The organism is Enterobacter cloacae complex sp. 385G4 (genome assembly GCF_057320665.1).
The window spans coordinates 132,307-151,794 of record NZ_JBXWDD010000008.1; the positions used below are offsets into that span (position 1 = coordinate 132,307).

The following is a 19,488-nucleotide window of genomic DNA, read 5'->3' on the forward strand; positions in this document are numbered from 1 at the left end:
ATGTTCTGTTGTTTTGCATACCTGAGTATGGTGTGGCGCGGATTATAAAGAGCAATAGCGCCATTGCCTATGGTTCTGCATAACATTTTTTTAAAATGAGACGAAGATTAGCAACAGGCAGGATTTCGCATACCGTGTTGATGGCGTAAACAGAGCGGGCACTGCTTTTCATCAGGCGTAAATGACCAGAACTGGCGCTGGCACGTCAGGCAAACTGATTTATATGCGGGAGTGGCCACGTTTTTTGCCGGTCCATCTGTTTCTGCGACGTTTATCGCCTCGTGCTGACATACTGCCTCACAGCCACCGCAGCCGGTACAGCACCCGGTCTCCACCACCAGCGCGGCGTTCTCAAATCGAATCGCGTTTTCCGGGCAGCTTCGCCAGCACGCACCGCACAGCACGCACTTATTAATATCGAGTGCGATATCTGACTCGCTAAACGTCGAGAATGCCCTGCGCAGCTCCCGCGGCCCCGGGGAAACGCGACAGGCTTTTACATCCTCGCGGGGAACGTGCATCAACGCACGACGAGCGATATTCACCTCGCCGATCGGTATGAGCTTAAACCCCCACTCCGCTTCACCACGGCGACGAAGCGCAAGATTAAGCCGGGCAAGCGCCAGCAGCCAGTCAGGGTATTGCTCTGCGTCGATACTGATAAAACGAACCTGGCGTTGCGCGTGCCACAGCAGCAGCTCATTCACCCCAGGTGCGCGTTCAGTAAAAGGCCCAACAAGGGTATCTCCACGCAGAAATCGCTTTCGCGGCGCGATGCCGGTAATGGCCCCGGAGGGGCAGACGAACAGGCAGTCACCGCATTCAATACAGCGATTTTCATCAACCGAGACGCCGGTTTCCGTAAAAGAAAAAGCCTGCGCTGGACAAACGTCCGCGCAGGCGCAGCAGGAAGCGTGGCGAAAACGGTGACGGACGCACGCATGCGTCACGTCCATCGCCGGGGCAAACGTCAATCTGCCCATCAGCCAATACTGAAGAAAACGAAGCGCAGCATCAGCTCACCCACAATCAGCAAGGCGCTGCCCAGCAGCAGCGTGCCGCGCGCCGCTTTCAGGCCGCCCGCAGCAAAGCAGAGCATACCTGCAACGGACACGCACCAGCTCAGCAGATGTACCGCGCGCAGCTGTTCGAGCATCCGTAGCGGTGCGTGAGGGAACGTCACCACGGTATTGTCCATGGCAGTGATGTCTGCCAGCCAGACGGGCTGCATCACCAGACGCACAAGCACCACCAGCGTGATAATGACAACCGCCGCACGCAGGGTAGTCTGGGAACGCATCCCAACTGCCATGCAGGCTGAACCGATGATACCCACCGAGCCGATAAACAGTACCAGCGTGTTAATGTGCTGCCAGGTCACCACGGACGCGTGCATGTAGATTTGTGCCATGCAGAACACGTCCACCAGCCCGACAAGACCCGCCACGGCCAAAAGCAGCTTCCAGCCAGGCTTATTGGAAAACATCAGCAGCACGGCGAGGCCAAGCGCCGCCAGGTAAAGGCTGGCGAAGATAATCTCGCGGCTCAGCCACGAGCTGGAGACGTGGCGTAGCGCGTTCAGGGCGTTGAGCGGATAGCCCATATGCAGCGCTGAGGCGAGCAGCCCCAGGCTCGCCAGTACAAACGCCCCAGCGGCAGGCAGCAGCGCGCTACGCGGTGTAGTATGCGCCCCCCCGAACGCCAGCCAGAGCGTCACGCCAACCGATCCCTGCAGGAACAGCGTAAAAATCAGCAGCGGTAACTCATGCATGACGTTTCCCCTCTTTCTCTGCGCCCTGATGCGCTTTGATCACCAGGTTCGGTTTTGTAATCGAGGAATCCGGCAAGCCCTTCACATCGCATACCGCACCGTATTTCGCCCGAAGTTCATCAATAGGCCCAAATTTGATCGCCTCAAGCGGACAGGTTGCCACGCAGACGGGCTGCTCGCCCTTCGCCTGCAGATCCACGCAAAAATCGCATTTGGACATCTGCCCGGTCTGCTCGTTGAGCTGTGGCGCGCCGTAAGGGCAAGACCACGCACAGTAGCCGCAGCCAACGCACTTGTCAGTATCGACGCGCACGATGCCGTCGCCCGGACGCTTGTGCATTGCGGTGGTCGGACAGTTTTTGGTGCAGATCGGGTCCGCACAATGGTTACAGGAAATAGAGAGCGTGTAGGCAAAAACATTGTTGCTAACGCCGCCCTGCCCGGTTGGGATGAAATTCCCGCCGTTGACTTCGTATACGCGACGGAAACGACGTCCGACCTCAAGGTTGTTTTTGTCTTTGCACGCCACCTGGCATGCCTTGCAGCCCGAGCAGCGGGAAGAGTCAATATAGAAACCCAGCTGTTTATCGCTCACCGGCGCGTAGTGTTTAAACTGACTCATGCTTTAGTTACCTCCACCAGCATGGTTTGATGGGAATTCCCTTTCGCAAGCGCGGTAATACGGGCAGAGCTGAGCACGTTCGCGCAGCCGCCTTTATCGACGCCCTGTTCGTCCGGCTGCCACCAGGCGCCTGCCTGCATGGCAACAACGCCCGGAATGATGCGCGGCGTGACTTCAGCCGGAATTTCACAAATGCCGCGCGCGTTATGAATGCGCACGGTATCCCCCTGGGAAATGCCGCGCTTTTGCGCGTCCTGCGGGTTAATCCACAGCTTTTGCTGCTGCGCCTCAATCAGCCACGGGTTGGCGTACTGGGTTGAGTTAGCACGGTTTTTCCCTTTCCAGGTGATCAGCTGCAGCGGGAAGGTTTTCGCCAGTTCGTCTTCCGGCCCTTCGTGGGCGGGCACGTAGTGCGACAGCGCCGGAATCTCCGGATGGTGCATGTCGTACAGACGCTTCGAGAAGATCTCAATTTTCCCGGACGGCGTCGGGAACGGATGATTTTGCGGATCGCGAATATTGTCTTCAAAAGCGACGAACGGCGCGCTTTTGAAAAGATGCTGGCGCGTCTTTTGTAGCGTCGCGAAGTCCGGCAGGTTTTCATCTGGCATGGAGAGCCGCGTCTGCTCCCAGATGTGCTCAATCCACGCTTTTTCGTCTCGGCCCTCGCTGAATGCAGGTTCGACGCCAAGCTTAGCAGCAACTTCCCGCAGCCAGTCGTAGTCTGAACGGCGTTCGAATTCAGGTTCAATCAGCTTTTCCGACAGGATCAGATAGCTTGCCGTGCCCCAGGTTTCGCCGATATTCCAGCGTTCCATAAAGCTGGTTTCCGGCAGGAGAAGATCGGCGTATCGGGCGCTCGGCGTCATAAACAGATCGCTTGCGACGATAAACTCGATTTTCGACTCGTCTTCCAGCACGCGCGTCGCCTGATGCAGATCCGGGTTCTGGTTAGCCAGATAATTTCCCGCCAGCGAGAAGAGGATGCGGATATTGCTGTCCAGCTTCTCTGCATCCTTCAGGCCGTCTTCCGCCGTTACCTTAGAAGCATCATCGGCGGCCTGCACCCAGTTCATCACCGATATTTTGGCTTTTACCGGGTTATCCGGCATCTCCGGCCCGGCAGCAAATTTACGATTAGCGCAGCCGCCATAGCCTGCCGCCCAGCCGCCCTTCACCCCAACGTTACCCGTCAGCGTTGCCAGTAACGTCGAGCCGCGCGCGGTGCGCTCGCCGCAGTTATGGCGCTGCGGTCCCCAGCCCTGGATCAGCGCGGCGGGTTTGGTGGTTGCGTAGTCGCGCGCCAGCTGACGAATGGTCTGCGCAGGCACGTGGGTGATTTTCTCTGCCCACTCGGGCGTTTTCGCCACGCCATCTTTTGCGCCGCTCAGATAAGCCATCAGGGATTCATTGGCCGGAACGCCTTCCGGCATGGATGCTTCGTCAAAGCCCAGGGTATAGCGCTGGATGAAGTCGCGATCGTGCAGATTCTCCGTGACGATCGTGTACATCATGGCGTCCATCAGGGCGTTGTCTGTTGTGGGAAGCAGCGGGATCCACTGGTCGGCAAGAGAGGAAACCGTATCGGAATAGCGCGGATCGACAACGATAAAGCGCGTGCCGTTTTGCTTCATCTTCTGATAGAAGTAGTTGCTGTGACCAAAGATCGTTTCCGTCGGGTTATGTCCCCAGAGAATGACCAGTTTGGTATCCAGCAGCGTGTCCAGAGAGCTGCCGCTGGCGGCGGTGCCGTAGGTATACGGCGTGGCTGCCGCCGTGTTGCCCATACTGACCGAGTGATAGCTTTCAAGATAGCCGCCGGTTAAGTTGAGCAGACGACGAACCATTTTATCGCCGGAAAACGTTCCGCCGGATACCGCAGTGCCCACATGCACATAGCGTGAGGCAGCGCCGTATTTTTGTGTAATCTTTTTTAATTGATTCGCAATAAGCGTGGTGGCTTCATCCCAGGTAATACGCTCGAATTTTCCTTCACCACGTTTACCCACGCGTTTCATTGGATATTTAAGCCGATCGGGATGATAAACAAATTTCCGATAAGCGCGGCCACGAACGCAGGCGCGCATAACAGGCATTTGAGGATCCAGTTCATTATCCGGACGCGTTGAAATTCTCGTGACTACGCCCTCGCTGACGTGAGCGCGAATATCACATTTACCGCCGCAGTCAAACGTGCTGCAGGTTTGCACCACTTTTTCTTCAGGCGTCGCGTGTGTTGCCGCTGCACTCTGTGCCTGTGCTTTACCTGTTGTCGCTACAAAAGGAAGGGCGGCAAGCGCCGACCCTGCCTGAATAAAATGACGCCGGGATAGCGCGGGAATAAGCCCCTCTCCCTGATTTTTATTTTTCTTCATTGCTCGTTCCTTAAAATAAAAACGCATTCTCGTTTTTTTTCAGGAACGAATATTGATAATTATCAAACTAACTCTTCGGGGGTAACACTTAACGGTCTAATTCAAAATTCACCGTCGCCGTTTGTCCTGAGTCATCTATTACAAGTAATTGATATTCGCCAGGCAAATATAATTTTAATGAATGAGTATTATTGCGGCCTTCTAACGGTTCTCCATTTAAAAACCACCAGCGCCCACCTTCTCCTCCAGTCGTAATAACAGATAGCGTCACGTTCCCTTCACCAGGGAGTCGCTTAATAACAGCCCCCTCTCTGATACCCGAAATCATAAGCGGTGCTGCATTGTTATTATCCAGCGGCGGGCAGAGCGTCGATCTCGCTGGAAGACGCGCAGCCCTTTTTTCCGCTGCGGGCAGCCACGGCTCCAGCGGCAGCGGCCAGACGTCGAGAACTTTTTCTGTGGCATCAGGGCAATCTGCCGCCACACGCTTGCCCGTTTTATCCAGCCAGACCGGGAAACGAATGCCGCGAATACCTTCCTGTTCCGGCAGCAGCAGCGTGGGTGGTTCACTCCCTTCGAGCAGCCAGGTCGACAGGCGACGTCGACAGTTTTCACTGCCTTCCGGTAGCGACTGGCCGCCCGGCCAGCAGATCACGCCCCGCCCAACGCTTTCCGGGCGCGGATCGCGCGGCAGGCGGGCCTCGTCTATTGTCGAGCGTGACTGAAGCAGGTTATTCACCTGGTTTAATAGCGGAACCGCGCTGGCAAAACCAAACTGCCCCGCTACCGGCGTGCCGTCAGGTCGCCCTGTCCAGATACCTATTACATACCGGGCATTGAGACCGATGGCCCAGGCATCGCGGTAGCCATAGCTGGTGCCCGTTTTCCACGCCAGCGGCGCAATTTGCGGCAGTGCACTGTCCGGCAGCGGCTGCGCTTCATTCGCCAGAATACGGCGAATAATCCACGCCGAACCTGGCGATAACAGTGGGCGTTCAGTTAGCGGGTCGCCCGGCTGTAAGCGCAGCCGGCCCGCCTTTCCATGCCTTGCAAAGGCGCTGTACGCGGCGGCGATATCCGCCAGCCTCGCGCCTGCGCCCCCCAGGATCAGCGACAGATTCGGCTGCGCTCCGGCAGGCAGGATCAGCGGGAGGCCTGCGTTACTCAGCATCCCGGCAAACCGTTTGGGACCGTAGGCTTCCAGCACCTGGACGGCTGGCAGGTTGAGCGAGCGCACCAGCGCTTCACTCATGCTGACCGGCCCGTGGAACCCGCTGTCAAAATTTCCCGGGCGATAATCACCGGTTTTTCTGGGCACGTCCTGAAGCAGCGAGGCGGGATGGATCAGGCCATCATCCAGCGCCATACCGTAGATAAACGGTTTCAACACCGAGCCCGGGGATCGGATCGCGTTAACCATATCCACATGGCTGAAACGCGTGTCATCATTGATATCCACCGAGCCGACCCAGCAGCGCACCTTCATGTCGGTATGATCGACCACTATCATCGCCAGCGAACTGCGTGCCGGCAGGCGGGATTTCCAGTTCATCGCCAGCTCTTCCAGCTGCCGTTGCAGTCCGGCATCCAGCGTAGTGACAATTTTTGTGTCGCGGCTTTTGCCGAGCATCATGCGTGCAAAGAGCGGCGCCAGTTGCGGCATCTGCCGGGGAGCCAGCCATACAGGCTCTTCACGGGACTCCTTCACCTGCTTTGCTGACCAGACGCCCTGAATCATCATGCGATCGAGCACTTTGTTGCGTGCCGCTTCGGCCCGCTCGGGCCAGCGATCCGGGCGCAGACGGCTGGGTGCCTGCGGCAGTACCGCCAGCAACGCCGCGTCGGAGTAGCTCAGCTGCGACGGGGGTTTCCCAAGGTAGGTCCAGCTTGCTGCTCCCACGCCCTGCAGCGTGCCACCAAACGGAGCACGATTGAGATAGAGCGTAAGAATGTCACGCTTAGAGAGGTGCCATTCCAGCTGCATCGCCCGCCAGAGCTGACGAATTTTGCCGCCAAAGGTGCGCGGATGCGGATCCAGCAGGCGTGCCACCTGCATGGTAAGCGTGCTTCCTCCCGAAACCACTCTTCCGGAACTGAGATCCTGCCAGGCGGCGCGCAGGACAGAGAGCGGGTTTACGCCCGGATGCTCCCAGAACCAGCGATCTTCGTACTGGATCAGAGCCTCAAGATAACGGGGAGAAACCTCTTCAATGGTCACCGGGTAGCGCCAGATGCCTTCGCTGTCGGCAAAACGCCAGAGCGGCGCGCCCTTCTCGTCCACCACAACTCGTGCGGGGTTAACCTCTTTCAGAGGCAGCGGCCACAGGCGGTCGGCGGCGACAATCAGCCCCCCTAAAACGAGAAGCGCTCCCGCCAGCCAAAGCCAGCGGGAGCGTGTCAGACGCGCTATCAACATATTACGGAACAACAATCAGCGGGCCGCTGGCCGCACCCGTTGCCCGCCACTGCGGAACGTACATAGACTCCACCATCGGAACCGGCACCTGGTAGGTGCCCGGCGTTACGGCACGGGCCAGATAAACCAGCGTAACCGGCTGACCTTCGTTTACCGGCACGGCGGCCACAAAGCGGTCGTCGCGGAACTCCATGTGCTGAATGTCCGCCTGCTGCATCTGGCTGAGCAGGTTCTGCACTTCGCTGCCGCTGTCCTGCAGGCTTGCGCTGCTGCTCGCCAGGTTCTGGTTTTCCAGCTCCAGACCAGCCGGGAGGAGATCCACAACCAGCGCATCCGGCACGTTCTGGCTGGCTTTAACCTCCAGCCACACCAGCACCAGCTCGCCGCTCTTCAGCGAAGAGAGTGATTTCGTACTGCCGTCGGTTGCCAGGATATGACGTTCGACCTGCAGCACGTTCGAGCTCGGCTGAGGGGCATATTCCGGATAACCGGTGCTGTCCAAACGTACCCAGAGCGGTGTCGTTCCGGTATTGGTTACCTGAAGCGCACCAAGCTGGTCGCCGCTTACGTTTTGTACCTGCGCTTTATCGCCACCTGATGCGGAATCTGACATTGAGGTTTTCGCCTGCCATGCACCGGACAGAGTTTGCAGCGAACGTCCGGCCAGGAACAGCGCGTTGCTCTCCTGAGTGGACAACCAGCGCTGGCTGAATGCCTGTTCAGAAAGAGCAATCAGCAGCGTATTTTGCGCATCCGGCAGCAATTTATACTCCTCCAGAAGGGAGAGCATCAGCGCGTTATCGCGAAGCGGGCTGCCGTAATCGGCCATCCATGTTTTGCTGTCGTTGCGCGGCGTTTTGAGCGCCAGATCCAGCGCCTGCTGGCTGCGCGGCGCGTCGCCCATCAGTTTGAGCGCCATACCCAGCTGCATCAGCGGCAGCCCGGAGGCGGCCTGAGCGTGGCGATCCCAGATTTCACGCAGCGCGCCCAGCGGGGCTTTTTGCTGACGCGCCAGCACCAGCGAGGCATACGCCTGCACGGCAAATTTGCTGGCCTGGGTGTCGTCGCTGTAGCGGATAGACATCATGCCCGGATCCTGCAGATAGCGCAGCAGTCGGTTGTTGGCGTTGTTCACCGCATCGGCAGGTACGCTATAACCCTGCTCGCCCGCGCGCACCAGGAAGTCAGTCACATAGGCGGTCAGCCAGTACTCTTCAGGCCCGTTTTTATCCCACAAGGCAAAACCGCCATCATCACGCTGCATCTGCAGCAGACGGGAGATCCCGATATCAATGGCAGCACGGCGCTTGTCATCGGTATCTCCTTTTATACCAAGCGCGGTAAGCTGCGCGGCGTTAGTATAGAGTGACGGGAACAGGCCGCTGGTGGTCTGCTCCAGGCAGCCATACGGATACGCCTGCAGTTCACGAATATAGCGCGCCAGGTTGAGCGGTGGTTTGCCGCTCAGCAGCAGTTGTCCCTGCAGAGTGGCGGGAGAGAAACCGTTGCTGTGCTGCGCCGGTGCGGTCCAGGATTCTCCCGGGTTCAGCATGGCACCGGTATTGACCGTCTGCGCCGGGAATGCCGGACGTACGCCAATTTTCCAGCTTTTCTGCTGCGGTGCGAAGGTTTCGCCCGGAAGCTGCAGGCCGGTCACATGCGCGGTCACTTCACCGTCACCATAACCGTCCAGTGCGCGCACCGGAATAAACAGCGTGCTGCGCGCCCCCGGTGGGAGCTGGACAGGCTGAGGCTGCGCGCCTTCCAGTGACAGTTTGCCTGCCGCGCTCAGGGCGACGTTCAGCGATTGCGGTTTGTCGGTCAGGTTAGTGAGATCCAGCGTCAGCCGTGAGGTATCTCCACTTGCCAGGAAGCGCGGAGTATTAAGCTCGGTAATAACCGGCGCGGCCACCACAACCTTGCTTTCGCTACTGCCGAAATCATCTTCCGTCCACGCCTGCGCCATCAGACGCAGTTCGCCGTTGAAATCACCAATCGGCAGCGTAACGGTGCCTTCTCCGTTGGCATCCAGCGTAACCGGCTGAGCCTGTTGGGCAATAATGGTGACGTGGTTCACCGGCGGTTTACCGCCGCGCTTGAGTTCATCGCCGTCACCACCGAAACGCAGCGCGGCCATGCGGCCCTGCCCTTCAATGACCTGGCCGTAGATATCATAGATATCCGCGCCGTAACGCTTCTGGCCGAAGAAGGCTTGCCATGGATCTGGCGTAACGTAATCGGTAATGTTCAGCACGCCGCTGTCCACCGCCGACACCAGCACGTTCACTTTCTGCGGAACCGCCCCCTCTTTCACGCTGGCCTTCACCTTCACAGAGAGCGTCTGGTTTGGACGCATTTTTTGCGGGTTATCCAGCGCAATGTTCAGGCGGCGATTTTCGTCGCCCATCGGCAGATGCAGCAGACCAACCGCGCGCTTCGGCGTGGCGGATTTGGATTTATCGCCAGGACGCACCACCAGCGTACTGAGATAGAGATCGTGACGTTTCCAGGCTTTATCCACCGGAATGGAAAGATCGAGCCCGTTTGCCGGTACGTCGATCTCTTTCCACCACAGCGGCCCTTCGCTGGACTCGATCATCACATAGCCCTTGCCTGCGGCTGGCGCTGCAATGTGCAGCTGGATGGTATCGCCTGGCTGATAGGCCGGTTTATCCAGTTTCAGGGTCACGCGGTCAGGGCGCGCCGCACCCGTGCCGTCGCTGTTATCCTGCCAGCTGTAACCTGCCCAGAAGCGCACGCTGCTGACCACATCATCAGGCGCTTTCACCTCCAGACGGTATGAGCCCCACTCCACCGGGAAGGTGACTTTGCCGGTTTCATCGGCCTTAAGGCTAAGCTCCTGCTCGCCCTCAATCAGATCTTTTTGATCAAACTGAGACTGCCAGCCTTCGCTCTCGGACCAGTTCCAGAAATAGTCGCGGCGTTCACGGATCAGGCGTACCTGCAAACCGGATACCGCTTTTTTCGCGCCGCTGGCATCGGCATAGACGATGTCAAAGCTGGCGTTACCGTTCTCGTCGACGATCGGTTGGTTGACGGTGGTATCGGTACGGTAGTCGTAGACCGCCTTACTGGCGAACTGCGGACGGATACCCGGCAGTTGCGCCGCCGGCCAGATAGCCTGCTCCGCGCGGCGCGTCACCGGACGACCGCCTGATTCCAGCAGGCTCGCCTGCAGGATCAGCTGCAGAGGAGAGTGTACCTCTTTCCACTGGCTTTCGATGGTGACCTGCCCGTGCCCCTGCTCATCCAGCGTAAGCTGCACTTCATCCAGACTGCGGCTCAGGTTTTCTTCCGCAATATCACCAAACTGGAAGCCGGGCAGCGCAGCAACGGCCTCACGCAGCGGACGCAGGAAAAGCTGGCCCTGAAGAGAATTGCCGTTGGCCGGAGCGCCATACAGGTAATAGCCCACGATGTTGAAGTCCACCTCATCCTGTGGGGAAACCGGTGCTTTTTGTCCCGTCAGATTGAGCGCCATACGCTCGGGCATAAAATCTTCGACGTGGAAATCCCACAGGCGCTGCTGGTTATCGCCCGTATTGGCGCGAATATGCCACATGCCGGTCTGCGCGCCGCTATCCAGCGGGTAGTTGAAGCGGTAGAGGCCGTTCTCAGGCTGAACAACGATCGTGCGTGCCACCTGGCCTTCCGGGCGCAGCACGTCAAGCTTCACGGGCTGATCGGGAAGCGGTTTTCCGTCGCTGTCGCGCAGCAGGCCGTTAAGAATCACCGTTTCACCCGGACGATAAAGATCGCGTGGGCCAAACATAAAGAATTGCTTGCTGAAGCCGGGGCTACCGGCGATGTCGAACTCTGCCAGGTCGAGCGCTGGGAGCTTGAGATCGAGCAGCGTAGTCTGGCCGTCTTTGCTGGCGAGGATCAGCGCGGCTTCTTTGTCTGTTTCAAGCTTCGCATGGCCGTCGGCGTCGCTGCTGGCTTCGGCGAGCGTCTGACCTTTGTCATTCAGCAGCGTGACGGTGACGCCGGACTGCGCCGCACCGTTTTCCAGGCTCTGGGTGAAAATGTCCAGCCGGTTATGATAGCGGTGAGCAGACAAACCGATATCGCTCAGGGTAAAGAGCGTTGCGGCATTGCTGTAGTTGTAGTGCCCTGCCTGGTTCATGACGGCGATATAAACGCCGGACTGCTGAAGCGGCTTGATATCTTTAAGCGGCAGGAGCAGTTTTTCACGCGTGTTGCGCGCCGGGTTGAGGTCAAAACGACCGGTATAGACCAGTTCCGCCATCTTCAGCAGATTGTCAGATTCCCAGTTGGTCAGCGAGTTGCGGTACTCCCACTGGCTGACAAACGAGGCCAGCGATTCCGGCTTCACGCGGTAGAAATTGACGTCCACATTGTTGACGTTGAGCGCCATAACCGGCAGCCCTTCCACCACCTTGCCCGGCAGCAGCGAGCCGCGGCTGGCAAAACCGACCGTCGGCTCTATATCTCGCGTGGTCAGGGCTTTTTCATAATCAATGCCAAAGGTCGCTTTGTTCAGCGCCACCAGGCCACGATCCACGGTGATAACCAGATTACGGTTTGGCTCCAGATGGCGCAGGCGCAGCTCTTTCAGGTTAGGCGCAAGTTCCCACGCCCCGTCAACTTTGCCGCTTTTCTTATCCACGACGTGAACCGTCTTCGCGAAATCCTGTTCCGGATCCAGCGGGACAGAGAAGGTCAGCACCAGCGTAGCGGCGCCGTCCAGTTGCACCTCAGACGCATCAAGCAGAGTCAGCGCTTTTCCCTGACTCTGGGCGGCCATTTTAGCCAGCTTTTCAGCGTCGGGCTTTTCCGCGGCTTTCGGTGTTGATGCGGTGGATGCTGCGGGAGCCGCAGCCTGAGGTTTATCGTCGCTGTTATCACAGCCGACAAGCGTAAAGGTGGTGAGCAGCGCGAGAGAGATCGCGGCTAAGCGAAACGGTTTCATCCTGTGTCCCTGGCCTGAGGGGGCCTGTTGGTCGTCGTCCGGATAAGTATTATCCGCAAGTTTCGTTAATACAAAAAGTCCAATTTAAGAATCTGGAAAGCGCCTCGCAGAATGGCATCACGCCGCTACACCGGGATGGAACCGCGATCACAACGCATAACGTCACATGTTACCTTTTACGTCATTTGTTTTTAAAACAAGAAGATAGCTGGATATGTTCGCTCAGAGCCTGCTAGTTTTATGACCATGACGCACCCCGAGTGCGCGGTTCAAAAAGAGAGAAAGCCATGAAACGAGCCGTGAACGCCCTACAAAATTTCGGAAAATCATTATACGGACCGGTACTTATCTTACCGATTGTCGGTCTGTTTATCGCCTTTGGCAATGTGCTGGGCAACGGTAACCTGGCCGAATACCTGCCGTTCCTTGGTCATCCGCTTATCCAGAGTATCGGCCAGCTGATCGCCAAATCTGCCGTGTCGGTGCTGGTCAACCTGGCGCTGGTGTTTGCCGTCGGGATCCCGATTGGTCTGGCGACGCGCGATAAAGGCTACGCGGCGCTGATTGGTCTGGTGACTTTCGTGGTGTTTATCAACGCCATGAACGTGACGCTGCAGCTGCAGGGCGAACTGGCCCCCGCTGAGCAGATGAAAGCTGCGGGGCAAAGCATGGTGCTGGGCGTTCAGGTTCTGGAGATGGGCGTTTTCGCCGGGATCCTGACCGGGGCGCTCTCCGGTTACCTGTATAACAAATACTCCGGCGTACAGTTTAACGGCGCGATGGCGATTTACTCCGGCCACTGTTTTGTGGCGATTGTCATGTTGCCCGTCTCTATGCTGCTCGGCGTGGTAATGAGCGAACTCTGGCCGTTTGCCCAGCACGGCATTAGCGCCCTGGCGCTGGCAATTAAAGGCTCCGGCCCGTTCGGGGTGGCGATCTACGGTTTCCTTGAGCGCATTCTGGTGCCGACCGGCCTGCACCATCTGGTTTATACGCCGTTCCTGTATACCGAACTGGGGGGCACGCAGGAGGTGTGCGGCACGGCTTATCAGGGGGCGCGCAATATCTACTTCGCCGAGATGGCCTGCCCGGACGTGAAGCAGCTCAGCAGCACGGTAGTGTGGGACGCGCGCGGCATCAGCAAGATGTTCGGCCTGCCCGCCGCCGCGCTGGCGATGTACATGACCGCGAAGCCGGAGCGTAAAGCCGTTGCGAAAGCCATTCTGATCCCGGCGGCGCTGACCTCGCTGCTGGTCGGCGTGACCGAACCGATTGAATTCTCCTTCCTGTTCGTCGCCCCGCTGCTGTTCGTGGTGCATGCGGTCCTGACCGGTATTGGCATGATGCTGTTCTCGCTGCTGGGCGTTCATGCCATCGGCGCCAACGGGATTATCGATTTCATTCTCTACAACCTGCCGCTCGGCACCGAGAAATCCAACTGGCCGATGTACATCGTGGTTGGGCTGATCATGTTTGCCCTCTACTTCGTGGTGTTCCGCTTCCTGATCCTGCGTTTCAACATGAAAACGCCGGGCCGTGAGGATGAAGATCAGGAGACACGCCTCTACAGCAAGCAGGAGTACCAGGCGAAAGGCAATAACGACGGGCTGGGCGAGTCCATCGTGGTGGGCCTGGGCGGCCGGGAAAATATTGAGGTTGTGGATAACTGCTACACCCGCTTACGCGTCACGGTGAAGGATGTTGCCATCATCGACGAGCCGCGCCTGAAGGCGACCGGCGCGAAAGGGGTTATCAAACAAGGTAACAACGTTCAGGTGGTCTACGGGCTGCACGTCAAAAAAATGCGAGAAGCCGTTGAGACGTTTCTCTGAAAGGAGCTAAAGATGTTTACACCCCCATTCATTCTGTCGATTGCCGGCGGCGGCAGCACTTACACGCCGGGAATTGTGAAAAGCCTGATGGTGCGCCTGCAGGATTTCCCGCTGGCCGAAATCCGCCTCTATGACATTGACGAGGCGCGTCAGAACACCATTGCGCCGGTGGTTGAGAAAGTGATTCGCGACCACAGCCAGAGCATCAAATTTACCGTCACCAGTGACCCGGAAGTGGCCTTCAGCGGCGCGCATTTCGTTTTCGCCCAGATGCGCGTCGGCCAGTACAAAATGCGCGAGCAGGATGAGAAGATCCCGCTGCGTCACGGCGTCGTCGGCCAGGAGACCTGCGGCCCCGGCGGGCTGGCCTACGGACTGCGCACGATCCTGCCAATGGTCGAGCTTATCGATCTGGTGGATCGTTACGCGCATGAGAAAGCCTGGATCGTGAACTACTCCAACCCGGCGGCGATCGTCGCGGAGGGCGTGCGACGCCTGCGACCAAATGCTCGCGTGCTGAACATCTGCGATATGCCGGTCGCGGCGATGCGTAATATGGGAGCCATTCTGGGTGTCGATCGTCGCAAACTGGAGGTGGACTACTTTGGCCTGAACCACTTCGGCTGGTTTACCCGCGTGCTGGTGGACGGCGAGGACAAATTACCGGAGCTGCGTAAACATATCGCGAAGTTTGGCCTGCTGACGGAAGATGCCGCAAAAACCGATCCGCAGCACTCGGATCCTTCGTGGGTTAAAACCTGGCGCAACATCAAGCCGATTATGGATAACTTCCCTGAGTACCTGCCGAACCCGTACCTGCAGTACTACCTGATGCCGAACCAGATTGTGGAGCATCAGAACCCGGACTATACCCGCGCCAATGAAGTGATGAACGGGCGTGAGAAAAAACTTTTTGCTGCTGCTGAAGAGTACAAGCGCACCGGGATTTTACCGGATGCCTTCCACGTGGGCGTTCACGGCGAGTTTATCGTCGATGTCGCCTGCTCGCTGGCCTTTAACCTGCGCCAACGCCATCTGGTAATGGTGGAGAACCGCGGGGCGATTACCAACCTGCCTTATGATGCGGTGGTGGAAGTACCCGCCTATATCACCTCCGAAGGGCCGGAGCCTGTGCGCGTGGGGCTGGTACCGCTGTTCCACCAGACCCTGCTGCAACAGCAGCTGGCGTCTGAACAGCTGCTCGTAGAGGCGACCATCGAAGGCAGCTATGAGAAAGCGCTTCAGGCGTTCACCCTCAACCGCACCGTGCCCACCATGGAGCACGCAAAAGCGATTCTGGATGAAATGATAGAAGCCAACCGCGACTACTGGCCTGCGCTGCAAAAAGCCTGGCAGGACGGCGAAACGGTGAAAAAATAGGGGCTTGCTCGCGAGTTGAACGTGGTTTGCTTGTCGGTGTCAGAAAAAACACCGACAATCCTTTTTTACGGAAAAGAATGGAGGCAACCCATGTCCACCTCATATTTTGTCGCCGCCGACTGGCTGATTGAGCACGGCGACGATCCGGATGTCCAGATTATTGACGCGCGTATGGCCCCGCCGGGCCAGGAACATCGTGACGTTCCCGGTGAATACCGCGCAGGGCATCTGCCTGGCGCGGTATTTTTTGATATCGAAGCCCTCTCCGATCATACCTCTCCCCTGCCGCACATGCTGCCGCGTCCGGAAGCGTTTTCCGTGGCGATGCGCGAGCTGGGCGTCAGCAAAGACAAACATCTTGTTGTTTACGATGAAGGCAATCTGTTCTCCGCGCCGCGCGCATGGTGGATGCTGAAACAGTTTGGCGTGGAAAAAGTCTCGATTCTGGCGGGCGGTCTGGCGGGCTGGAAGCGTGACGAGCTGCCGCTCCAGCAGGGCGACGTGACGCTGCCGGAAGGCGAGTTCGACGCGACGTTCGACGCTAACGTGGTGAAGCGCCTGACCGACGTACTGGTCGCGAGCCATGAAAAGACGGCGCAAATCGTCGATGCGCGCCCTGCACCACGCTTTAACGCTGAAGCGGATGAACCACGTCCAGGGCTGAGACGAGGCCATATTCCAGGTGCGCTGAACGTGCCGTGGGGCGACCTGGTGTTTGAGGGCGAGCTGAAAACTACCGACGAGCTGCGTGCCATTTTTGACCGCGCGGGCGTGGATTTACATCGCCCGATTATTGCCAGCTGCGGCTCCGGCGTGACGGCCTGCGTGGTGATCCTGGCGCTCGCCACCCTCGGCGTCAACGACGTTACGCTCTACGACGGCGCCTGGAGCGAATGGGGGGCGCGTGACGATCTGCCAGTTGAACCGGCGAAATAATGGATAACCGCCTGGCCACGCTGTTAACGCGCGGGGCGTCCCTGACCCGCGCGGAGTATCGCGTCCTCGCCCACCTGACGGAGCATCCGCTGCTGGTGGGCAACATCACGGTGCGCGAACTGGCGCAGGCGACGTTTGTTTCTACCGCCACCATTATGCGGCTGTGTCAGAAGCTGGGGTTTAGCGGCTTTAGTGAGTTTATCTGGCACTGCAAGCAGTTGCTCTCCGACACGCCGCATATTGCCGCTCAGGCGCAATCCCTTCCTGAGCTCCCGGCGCTGTTTAATCAGTTTATCGCTAACTATCAGCACACCTTCCAGTGGATCACGCAGGAGAAGCGCCAGCAGTTCGCCGACCTGCTGCGGCAGAAAGAGAGCTTTTTTCTCTACGGGGCCGGGTTTTCCTATCTCTTTGCCGAATACCTGACCAAGAAGCTGCAGGTGTTGGGCAAAACGGCGTTCATCTCCGGGCCGGGGGACAGCCGAAACATTTTTCTCAGCAACGCTGCGCGTTATCAGGTATTTATTGCCGTCTCCCGCAGCGGCGAAACGGAACAGGTGCTGGATAAGGCGCGGATTGCCAAAAACGTCGGCATGACGGTCGTCGCCTTTACCCGCGCCTCGGCCAATACGCTGGCGGGCATGGCGGACGTGCACTTTGCGCTGTATGACGAGGCGGTGCACTTCGCTGCCGAAGCCGCGGGCGTGACGTCGTTTGAGTCGAATCTGGTGCTGCTGATGGATTTACTGCTGCTGGAGGCAACGGGGTGACATTCACCCCGCCGTAATCAGATGATGCGGTTGGTCTTGAGATCGCGCAGGAAGCCGCCCCAGCGACGCTCATAGAACGGCGTGATGTGCTCGGTAATAAAATGGCTGATGCCCTTCTCACCGTTTTTCACCTGACAGATATCAATCGGCTCATCGCCCGGTAGCGTGTCGGTGGCCACGCTTCCCGCCGCCTGAACGATCTCGTCGAAATCGCCATCGGCTTCAATACCGATCAACAGCACCGGCTTTTCGTCCGCGCGCTCTTTAATGGAGCAGAGAAACGCGCGCCTGACGGGCTTGAGCGTTTTGAACAGCGTCGTCAGGGAATCGATCATCTGCGCAGGCGGCTCGGCCACCTCAGATAGCAGCAGCGTTTCGCCCCCTTCCAGCACTTCCTGCGTGCTGAGCGGATTGCCCTCTTCACCAATCAGGTGGCTGATCTCGCGCGGGGTGAACTCTTTCCCGGTTGGCAGCTTAGCGTTAAGGAACAGCGTCTGGCCCAGCGTCATTTCGAACAGCGTGCGCACCGGCATCACCACGAACGCCTGTTCATCTTCTACCGCTTCCTGCAACGCTTCCAATGAAGTGAAGAACGGGATAACCGACGTGCCGTCATCTTTCTCCCAGTGCAGCAGATCCAGCGCGCTGTCTTCGACAACCTGCTCACCTTCCGCCGCGGTGCCCGGTACCCAGACGGTGGATTCCAGTAGCGTGCGGAAAAATGCCGGACGGTGGGCGGGCTCGGTCGCCGCCTGTTCCAGCAGGGTTTCTAATTCGTTTTTGGTATCTGACATAGTTTGGCTACTTCAATAAACGCCGGGTGGCGCTTTGCTTACCCGGCCTACAAAACCACAGGCCCGTGCAAGCGCAGCGCCGCCGGGCAAAAAAGATCACTCAGCCGTCAGCAGGTTCGCCACGGTACGCACGCCCAGACCGGTCGCACCCGCGGACCACTGCTCAACTGCCGCCTTACGGTAGGTTGCGGAGCAGTCGATGTGCAGCCAGCCTTCGTGATAGTTCTCAACGAAGTGCGACAGGAAGCCTGCTGCGGTACTTGCACCCGCCGGGTACGCCGCGCTCGCGGTGTTATTCAGCTCGGCAAAGTTAGACGGCAGCTGGCTGCGGTGGAACTCGGCCAGCGGCAGACGCCAGAACGGTTCGTTTTCCGCAGCCGCGCTTGCCAGCAGGCGAGCGGCCAGCTTGTCGTCAAAGCTGAACAGCGCGTGGTAGTCGTTGCCCAGAGCGGTTTTCGCCGCGCCGGTCAGGGTCGCCATGTCGATAATCAGCTCTGGCTTCTGGGCAGAGGCGTCGATCAGGCCATCGGCCAGCACCAGACGGCCTTCGGCGTCAGTGTTCATCACTTCGACATTTTTACCGTTACGGTAGCGAATGATGTCGCCCAGCTTGAAGGCGTTACCGCTCACCATGTTGTCCGCGCAGCACAGGTAGAGCTTCACGCGCTTGTTCAGACCGCGGGTGATGGCAAACGCCAGCGCGCCGGTGATGGTGGCCGCGCCGCCCATGTCGGACTTCATGGAGTCCATGAACGCGCTTTGCTTCAGGCTGTAGCCGCCGGTGTCGAAGGTGATACCTTTACCGACCAGGCAGGCAAAGACAGGCGCTTCTTTATCGCCGGTTGGGTTGTAATCCAGCGCCAGCAGGACCGGAGGACGTTCGGAGCCACGGCCCACGGTATGAATGCCCATGTAGTTCTGCTCGCGCAGATCTTCACCTTTGGTGATGCGGTAGGACATGTTATCCCCCGCCACGCCGCACAGCAGGTCAACCGCACGCTGCGCCAGTTGCTCAGGGCCTAACTCCTCCGCCGGGGCGTTAATGGTGTCGCGCACCCAGTCGATAATTTTCAGGCGGCTTTCCAGTTCTTTCTGACCGGCTTCATCGAGGTTCGCCCACTCAATTTTACGGGTGCCTTTCGGGCCTTTGTAGCCCGCCCAGAACGCCCAGCTGCGGTCAGTATCCCAACCTTCGCCTTCCAGCGAGACATGCTTAATGCCCAGGCCGTCAATTTTACGCGCGGCGCGCTGGATCAGACCTAAATCATCTTTGCCCGTCAGGTGCAGGGTGATACCGTCGTTGTTGATGCTGTAGCTGGCTTTCTCGCCCCAGCGCGCGTCGGCGGGCTGCGTAGAGAGCGTAATCTTCATCGCTTCGGTCATTTTATTTATCCTTATTAGCAAACGGGCCGCCTGAAGGCAGCCCGTTAAGTGATTTACTCTGCTTCATCTAACCAGACTAACAGAATCGCCTCCAGAATTTTTTCATTGGATGCGTTTGGATCGTCGTCGAAATCCTCTAAATCGCAGATCCACTGGTGCATGTCGGTGAATCGTACGGTTTTGGGATCGAGATCCGGGTTCGCGTCGTAGAGCGCTTCGCCGATTTCACGGCTGTCTGTCCACTTCAGTCCCATA

Annotated in this window: 13 protein-coding genes; 4 read left to right on the forward strand and 9 right to left on the reverse strand. The window is 58.3% G+C overall.

All coding sequences use genetic code 11. The annotated features are described in order from the left end of the window. Positions 1-107: 107 nt before the first annotated feature. The 6 genes from AC2FAJ_RS18780 to AC2FAJ_RS18805 form a co-directional block, all read right to left on the reverse strand. Complete coding sequence (locus AC2FAJ_RS18780; protein WP_319880473.1) at positions 108-983, reverse strand: 4Fe-4S binding protein; 876 nt, start codon at positions 981-983, stop codon at positions 108-110. Then, positions 983-1,771 (reverse strand): dimethyl sulfoxide reductase anchor subunit family protein, encoded by a 789-nt coding sequence (locus AC2FAJ_RS18785; RefSeq protein WP_028014064.1) that lies wholly within the window; start codon positions 1,769-1,771, stop codon positions 983-985. Before AC2FAJ_RS18785 ends, AC2FAJ_RS18780 begins: the two co-directional genes overlap by 1 nt. Further along, on the reverse strand, positions 1,764-2,393 hold the full coding sequence (locus tag AC2FAJ_RS18790; protein ID WP_003860631.1) for a DMSO/selenate family reductase complex B subunit: 630 nt from the start codon (positions 2,391-2,393) through the stop codon (positions 1,764-1,766). The genes AC2FAJ_RS18785 and AC2FAJ_RS18790 overlap by 8 nt, the downstream gene beginning before the upstream one ends. Continuing rightward, positions 2,390-4,768 carry a DMSO/selenate family reductase complex A subunit gene (locus AC2FAJ_RS18795; protein WP_485454400.1) on the reverse strand — a complete coding sequence of 793 codons (2,379 nt, stop codon included), beginning with the start codon at positions 4,766-4,768 and terminating at the stop codon, positions 2,390-2,392. The genes AC2FAJ_RS18790 and AC2FAJ_RS18795 overlap by 4 nt, the downstream gene beginning before the upstream one ends. A gap of 88 nt (positions 4,769-4,856) precedes the next feature. After that, complete coding sequence (gene pbpC, locus AC2FAJ_RS18800) at positions 4,857-7,184, reverse strand: peptidoglycan glycosyltransferase PbpC (protein ID WP_485454401.1); 2,328 nt, start codon at positions 7,182-7,184, stop codon at positions 4,857-4,859. A 1-nt stretch (position 7,185) separates the two neighbouring features. Beyond that, positions 7,186-12,138 carry an alpha-2-macroglobulin family protein gene (locus AC2FAJ_RS18805; RefSeq protein ID WP_485454402.1) on the reverse strand — a complete coding sequence of 1,651 codons (4,953 nt, stop codon included), beginning with the start codon at positions 12,136-12,138 and terminating at the stop codon, positions 7,186-7,188. A 287-nt stretch (positions 12,139-12,425) separates the two neighbouring features. Between AC2FAJ_RS18805 and AC2FAJ_RS18810 the strand changes: the two genes are divergently transcribed. From AC2FAJ_RS18810 to AC2FAJ_RS18825, 4 genes are all read left to right on the forward strand, one after another. Beyond that, entirely contained in the window at positions 12,426-13,970 is a 1,545-nt protein-coding gene (locus AC2FAJ_RS18810; RefSeq protein ID WP_041908714.1) for a PTS transporter subunit EIIC, read from the forward strand. A gap of 12 nt (positions 13,971-13,982) precedes the next feature. Continuing rightward, complete coding sequence (locus tag AC2FAJ_RS18815; protein ID WP_041908712.1) at positions 13,983-15,350, forward strand: 6-phospho-alpha-glucosidase; 1,368 nt, start codon at positions 13,983-13,985, stop codon at positions 15,348-15,350. Between the two features lie 90 nt (positions 15,351-15,440). Then, entirely contained in the window at positions 15,441-16,286 is an 846-nt protein-coding gene (sseA, locus tag AC2FAJ_RS18820; protein ID WP_485454403.1) for a 3-mercaptopyruvate sulfurtransferase, read from the forward strand. Beyond that, a complete protein-coding gene (locus AC2FAJ_RS18825) occupies positions 16,286-17,056 on the forward strand; it encodes a MurR/RpiR family transcriptional regulator (RefSeq protein ID WP_028014071.1) in 771 nt (256 codons plus the stop codon). The genes sseA and AC2FAJ_RS18825 overlap by 1 nt, the downstream gene beginning before the upstream one ends. A 17-nt stretch (positions 17,057-17,073) precedes the next feature. On the opposite strand, the gene sseB is transcribed toward AC2FAJ_RS18825, so the two are convergent. From sseB to iscX, 3 genes are all read right to left on the reverse strand, one after another. Continuing rightward, positions 17,074-17,850, reverse strand: coding sequence for an enhanced serine sensitivity protein SseB (gene sseB, locus AC2FAJ_RS18830; RefSeq protein WP_032648693.1), 777 nt, complete (start codon positions 17,848-17,850; stop codon positions 17,074-17,076). A gap of 96 nt (positions 17,851-17,946) precedes the next feature. Next, positions 17,947-19,233: an aminopeptidase PepB gene (gene pepB, locus AC2FAJ_RS18835; protein WP_041908707.1), complete on the reverse strand. Its 1,287-nt coding sequence runs from the start codon at positions 19,231-19,233 to the stop codon at positions 17,947-17,949. A gap of 53 nt (positions 19,234-19,286) precedes the next feature. Continuing rightward, positions 19,287-19,487 (reverse strand): Fe-S cluster assembly protein IscX, encoded by a 201-nt coding sequence (gene iscX, locus AC2FAJ_RS18840; RefSeq protein WP_003860650.1) that lies wholly within the window; start codon positions 19,485-19,487, stop codon positions 19,287-19,289. Position 19,488: the final 1 nt, after the last annotated feature.

Excerpts from the sequence above, each read along its gene's own strand:
- AC2FAJ_RS18780 (WP_319880473.1), bottom strand. The coding sequence starts at position 983 with ATGGGCAGATTGACGTTTGCCCCGGCGATGGACGTGACGCATGCGTGC.
- AC2FAJ_RS18785 (WP_028014064.1), bottom strand. The coding sequence starts at position 1,771 with ATGCATGAGTTACCGCTGCTGATTTTTACGCTGTTCCTGCAGGGATCG.
- AC2FAJ_RS18790 (WP_003860631.1), bottom strand. The coding sequence starts at position 2,393 with ATGAGTCAGTTTAAACACTACGCGCCGGTGAGCGATAAACAGCTGGGT.
- AC2FAJ_RS18795 (WP_485454400.1), bottom strand. The coding sequence starts at position 4,768 with ATGAAGAAAAATAAAAATCAGGGAGAGGGGCTTATTCCCGCGCTATCC.
- pbpC (WP_485454401.1), bottom strand. The coding sequence starts at position 7,184 with ATGTTGATAGCGCGTCTGACACGCTCCCGCTGGCTTTGGCTGGCGGGA.
- AC2FAJ_RS18805 (WP_485454402.1), bottom strand. The coding sequence starts at position 12,138 with ATGAAACCGTTTCGCTTAGCCGCGATCTCTCTCGCGCTGCTCACCACC.
- AC2FAJ_RS18810 (WP_041908714.1), top strand. The coding sequence starts at position 12,426 with ATGAAACGAGCCGTGAACGCCCTACAAAATTTCGGAAAATCATTATAC.
- AC2FAJ_RS18815 (WP_041908712.1), top strand. The coding sequence starts at position 13,983 with ATGTTTACACCCCCATTCATTCTGTCGATTGCCGGCGGCGGCAGCACT.
- sseA (WP_485454403.1), top strand. The coding sequence starts at position 15,441 with ATGTCCACCTCATATTTTGTCGCCGCCGACTGGCTGATTGAGCACGGC.
- AC2FAJ_RS18825 (WP_028014071.1), top strand. The coding sequence starts at position 16,286 with ATGGATAACCGCCTGGCCACGCTGTTAACGCGCGGGGCGTCCCTGACC.
- sseB (WP_032648693.1), bottom strand. The coding sequence starts at position 17,850 with ATGTCAGATACCAAAAACGAATTAGAAACCCTGCTGGAACAGGCGGCG.
- pepB (WP_041908707.1), bottom strand. The coding sequence starts at position 19,233 with ATGACCGAAGCGATGAAGATTACGCTCTCTACGCAGCCCGCCGACGCG.
- iscX (WP_003860650.1), bottom strand. The coding sequence starts at position 19,487 with ATGGGACTGAAGTGGACAGACAGCCGTGAAATCGGCGAAGCGCTCTAC.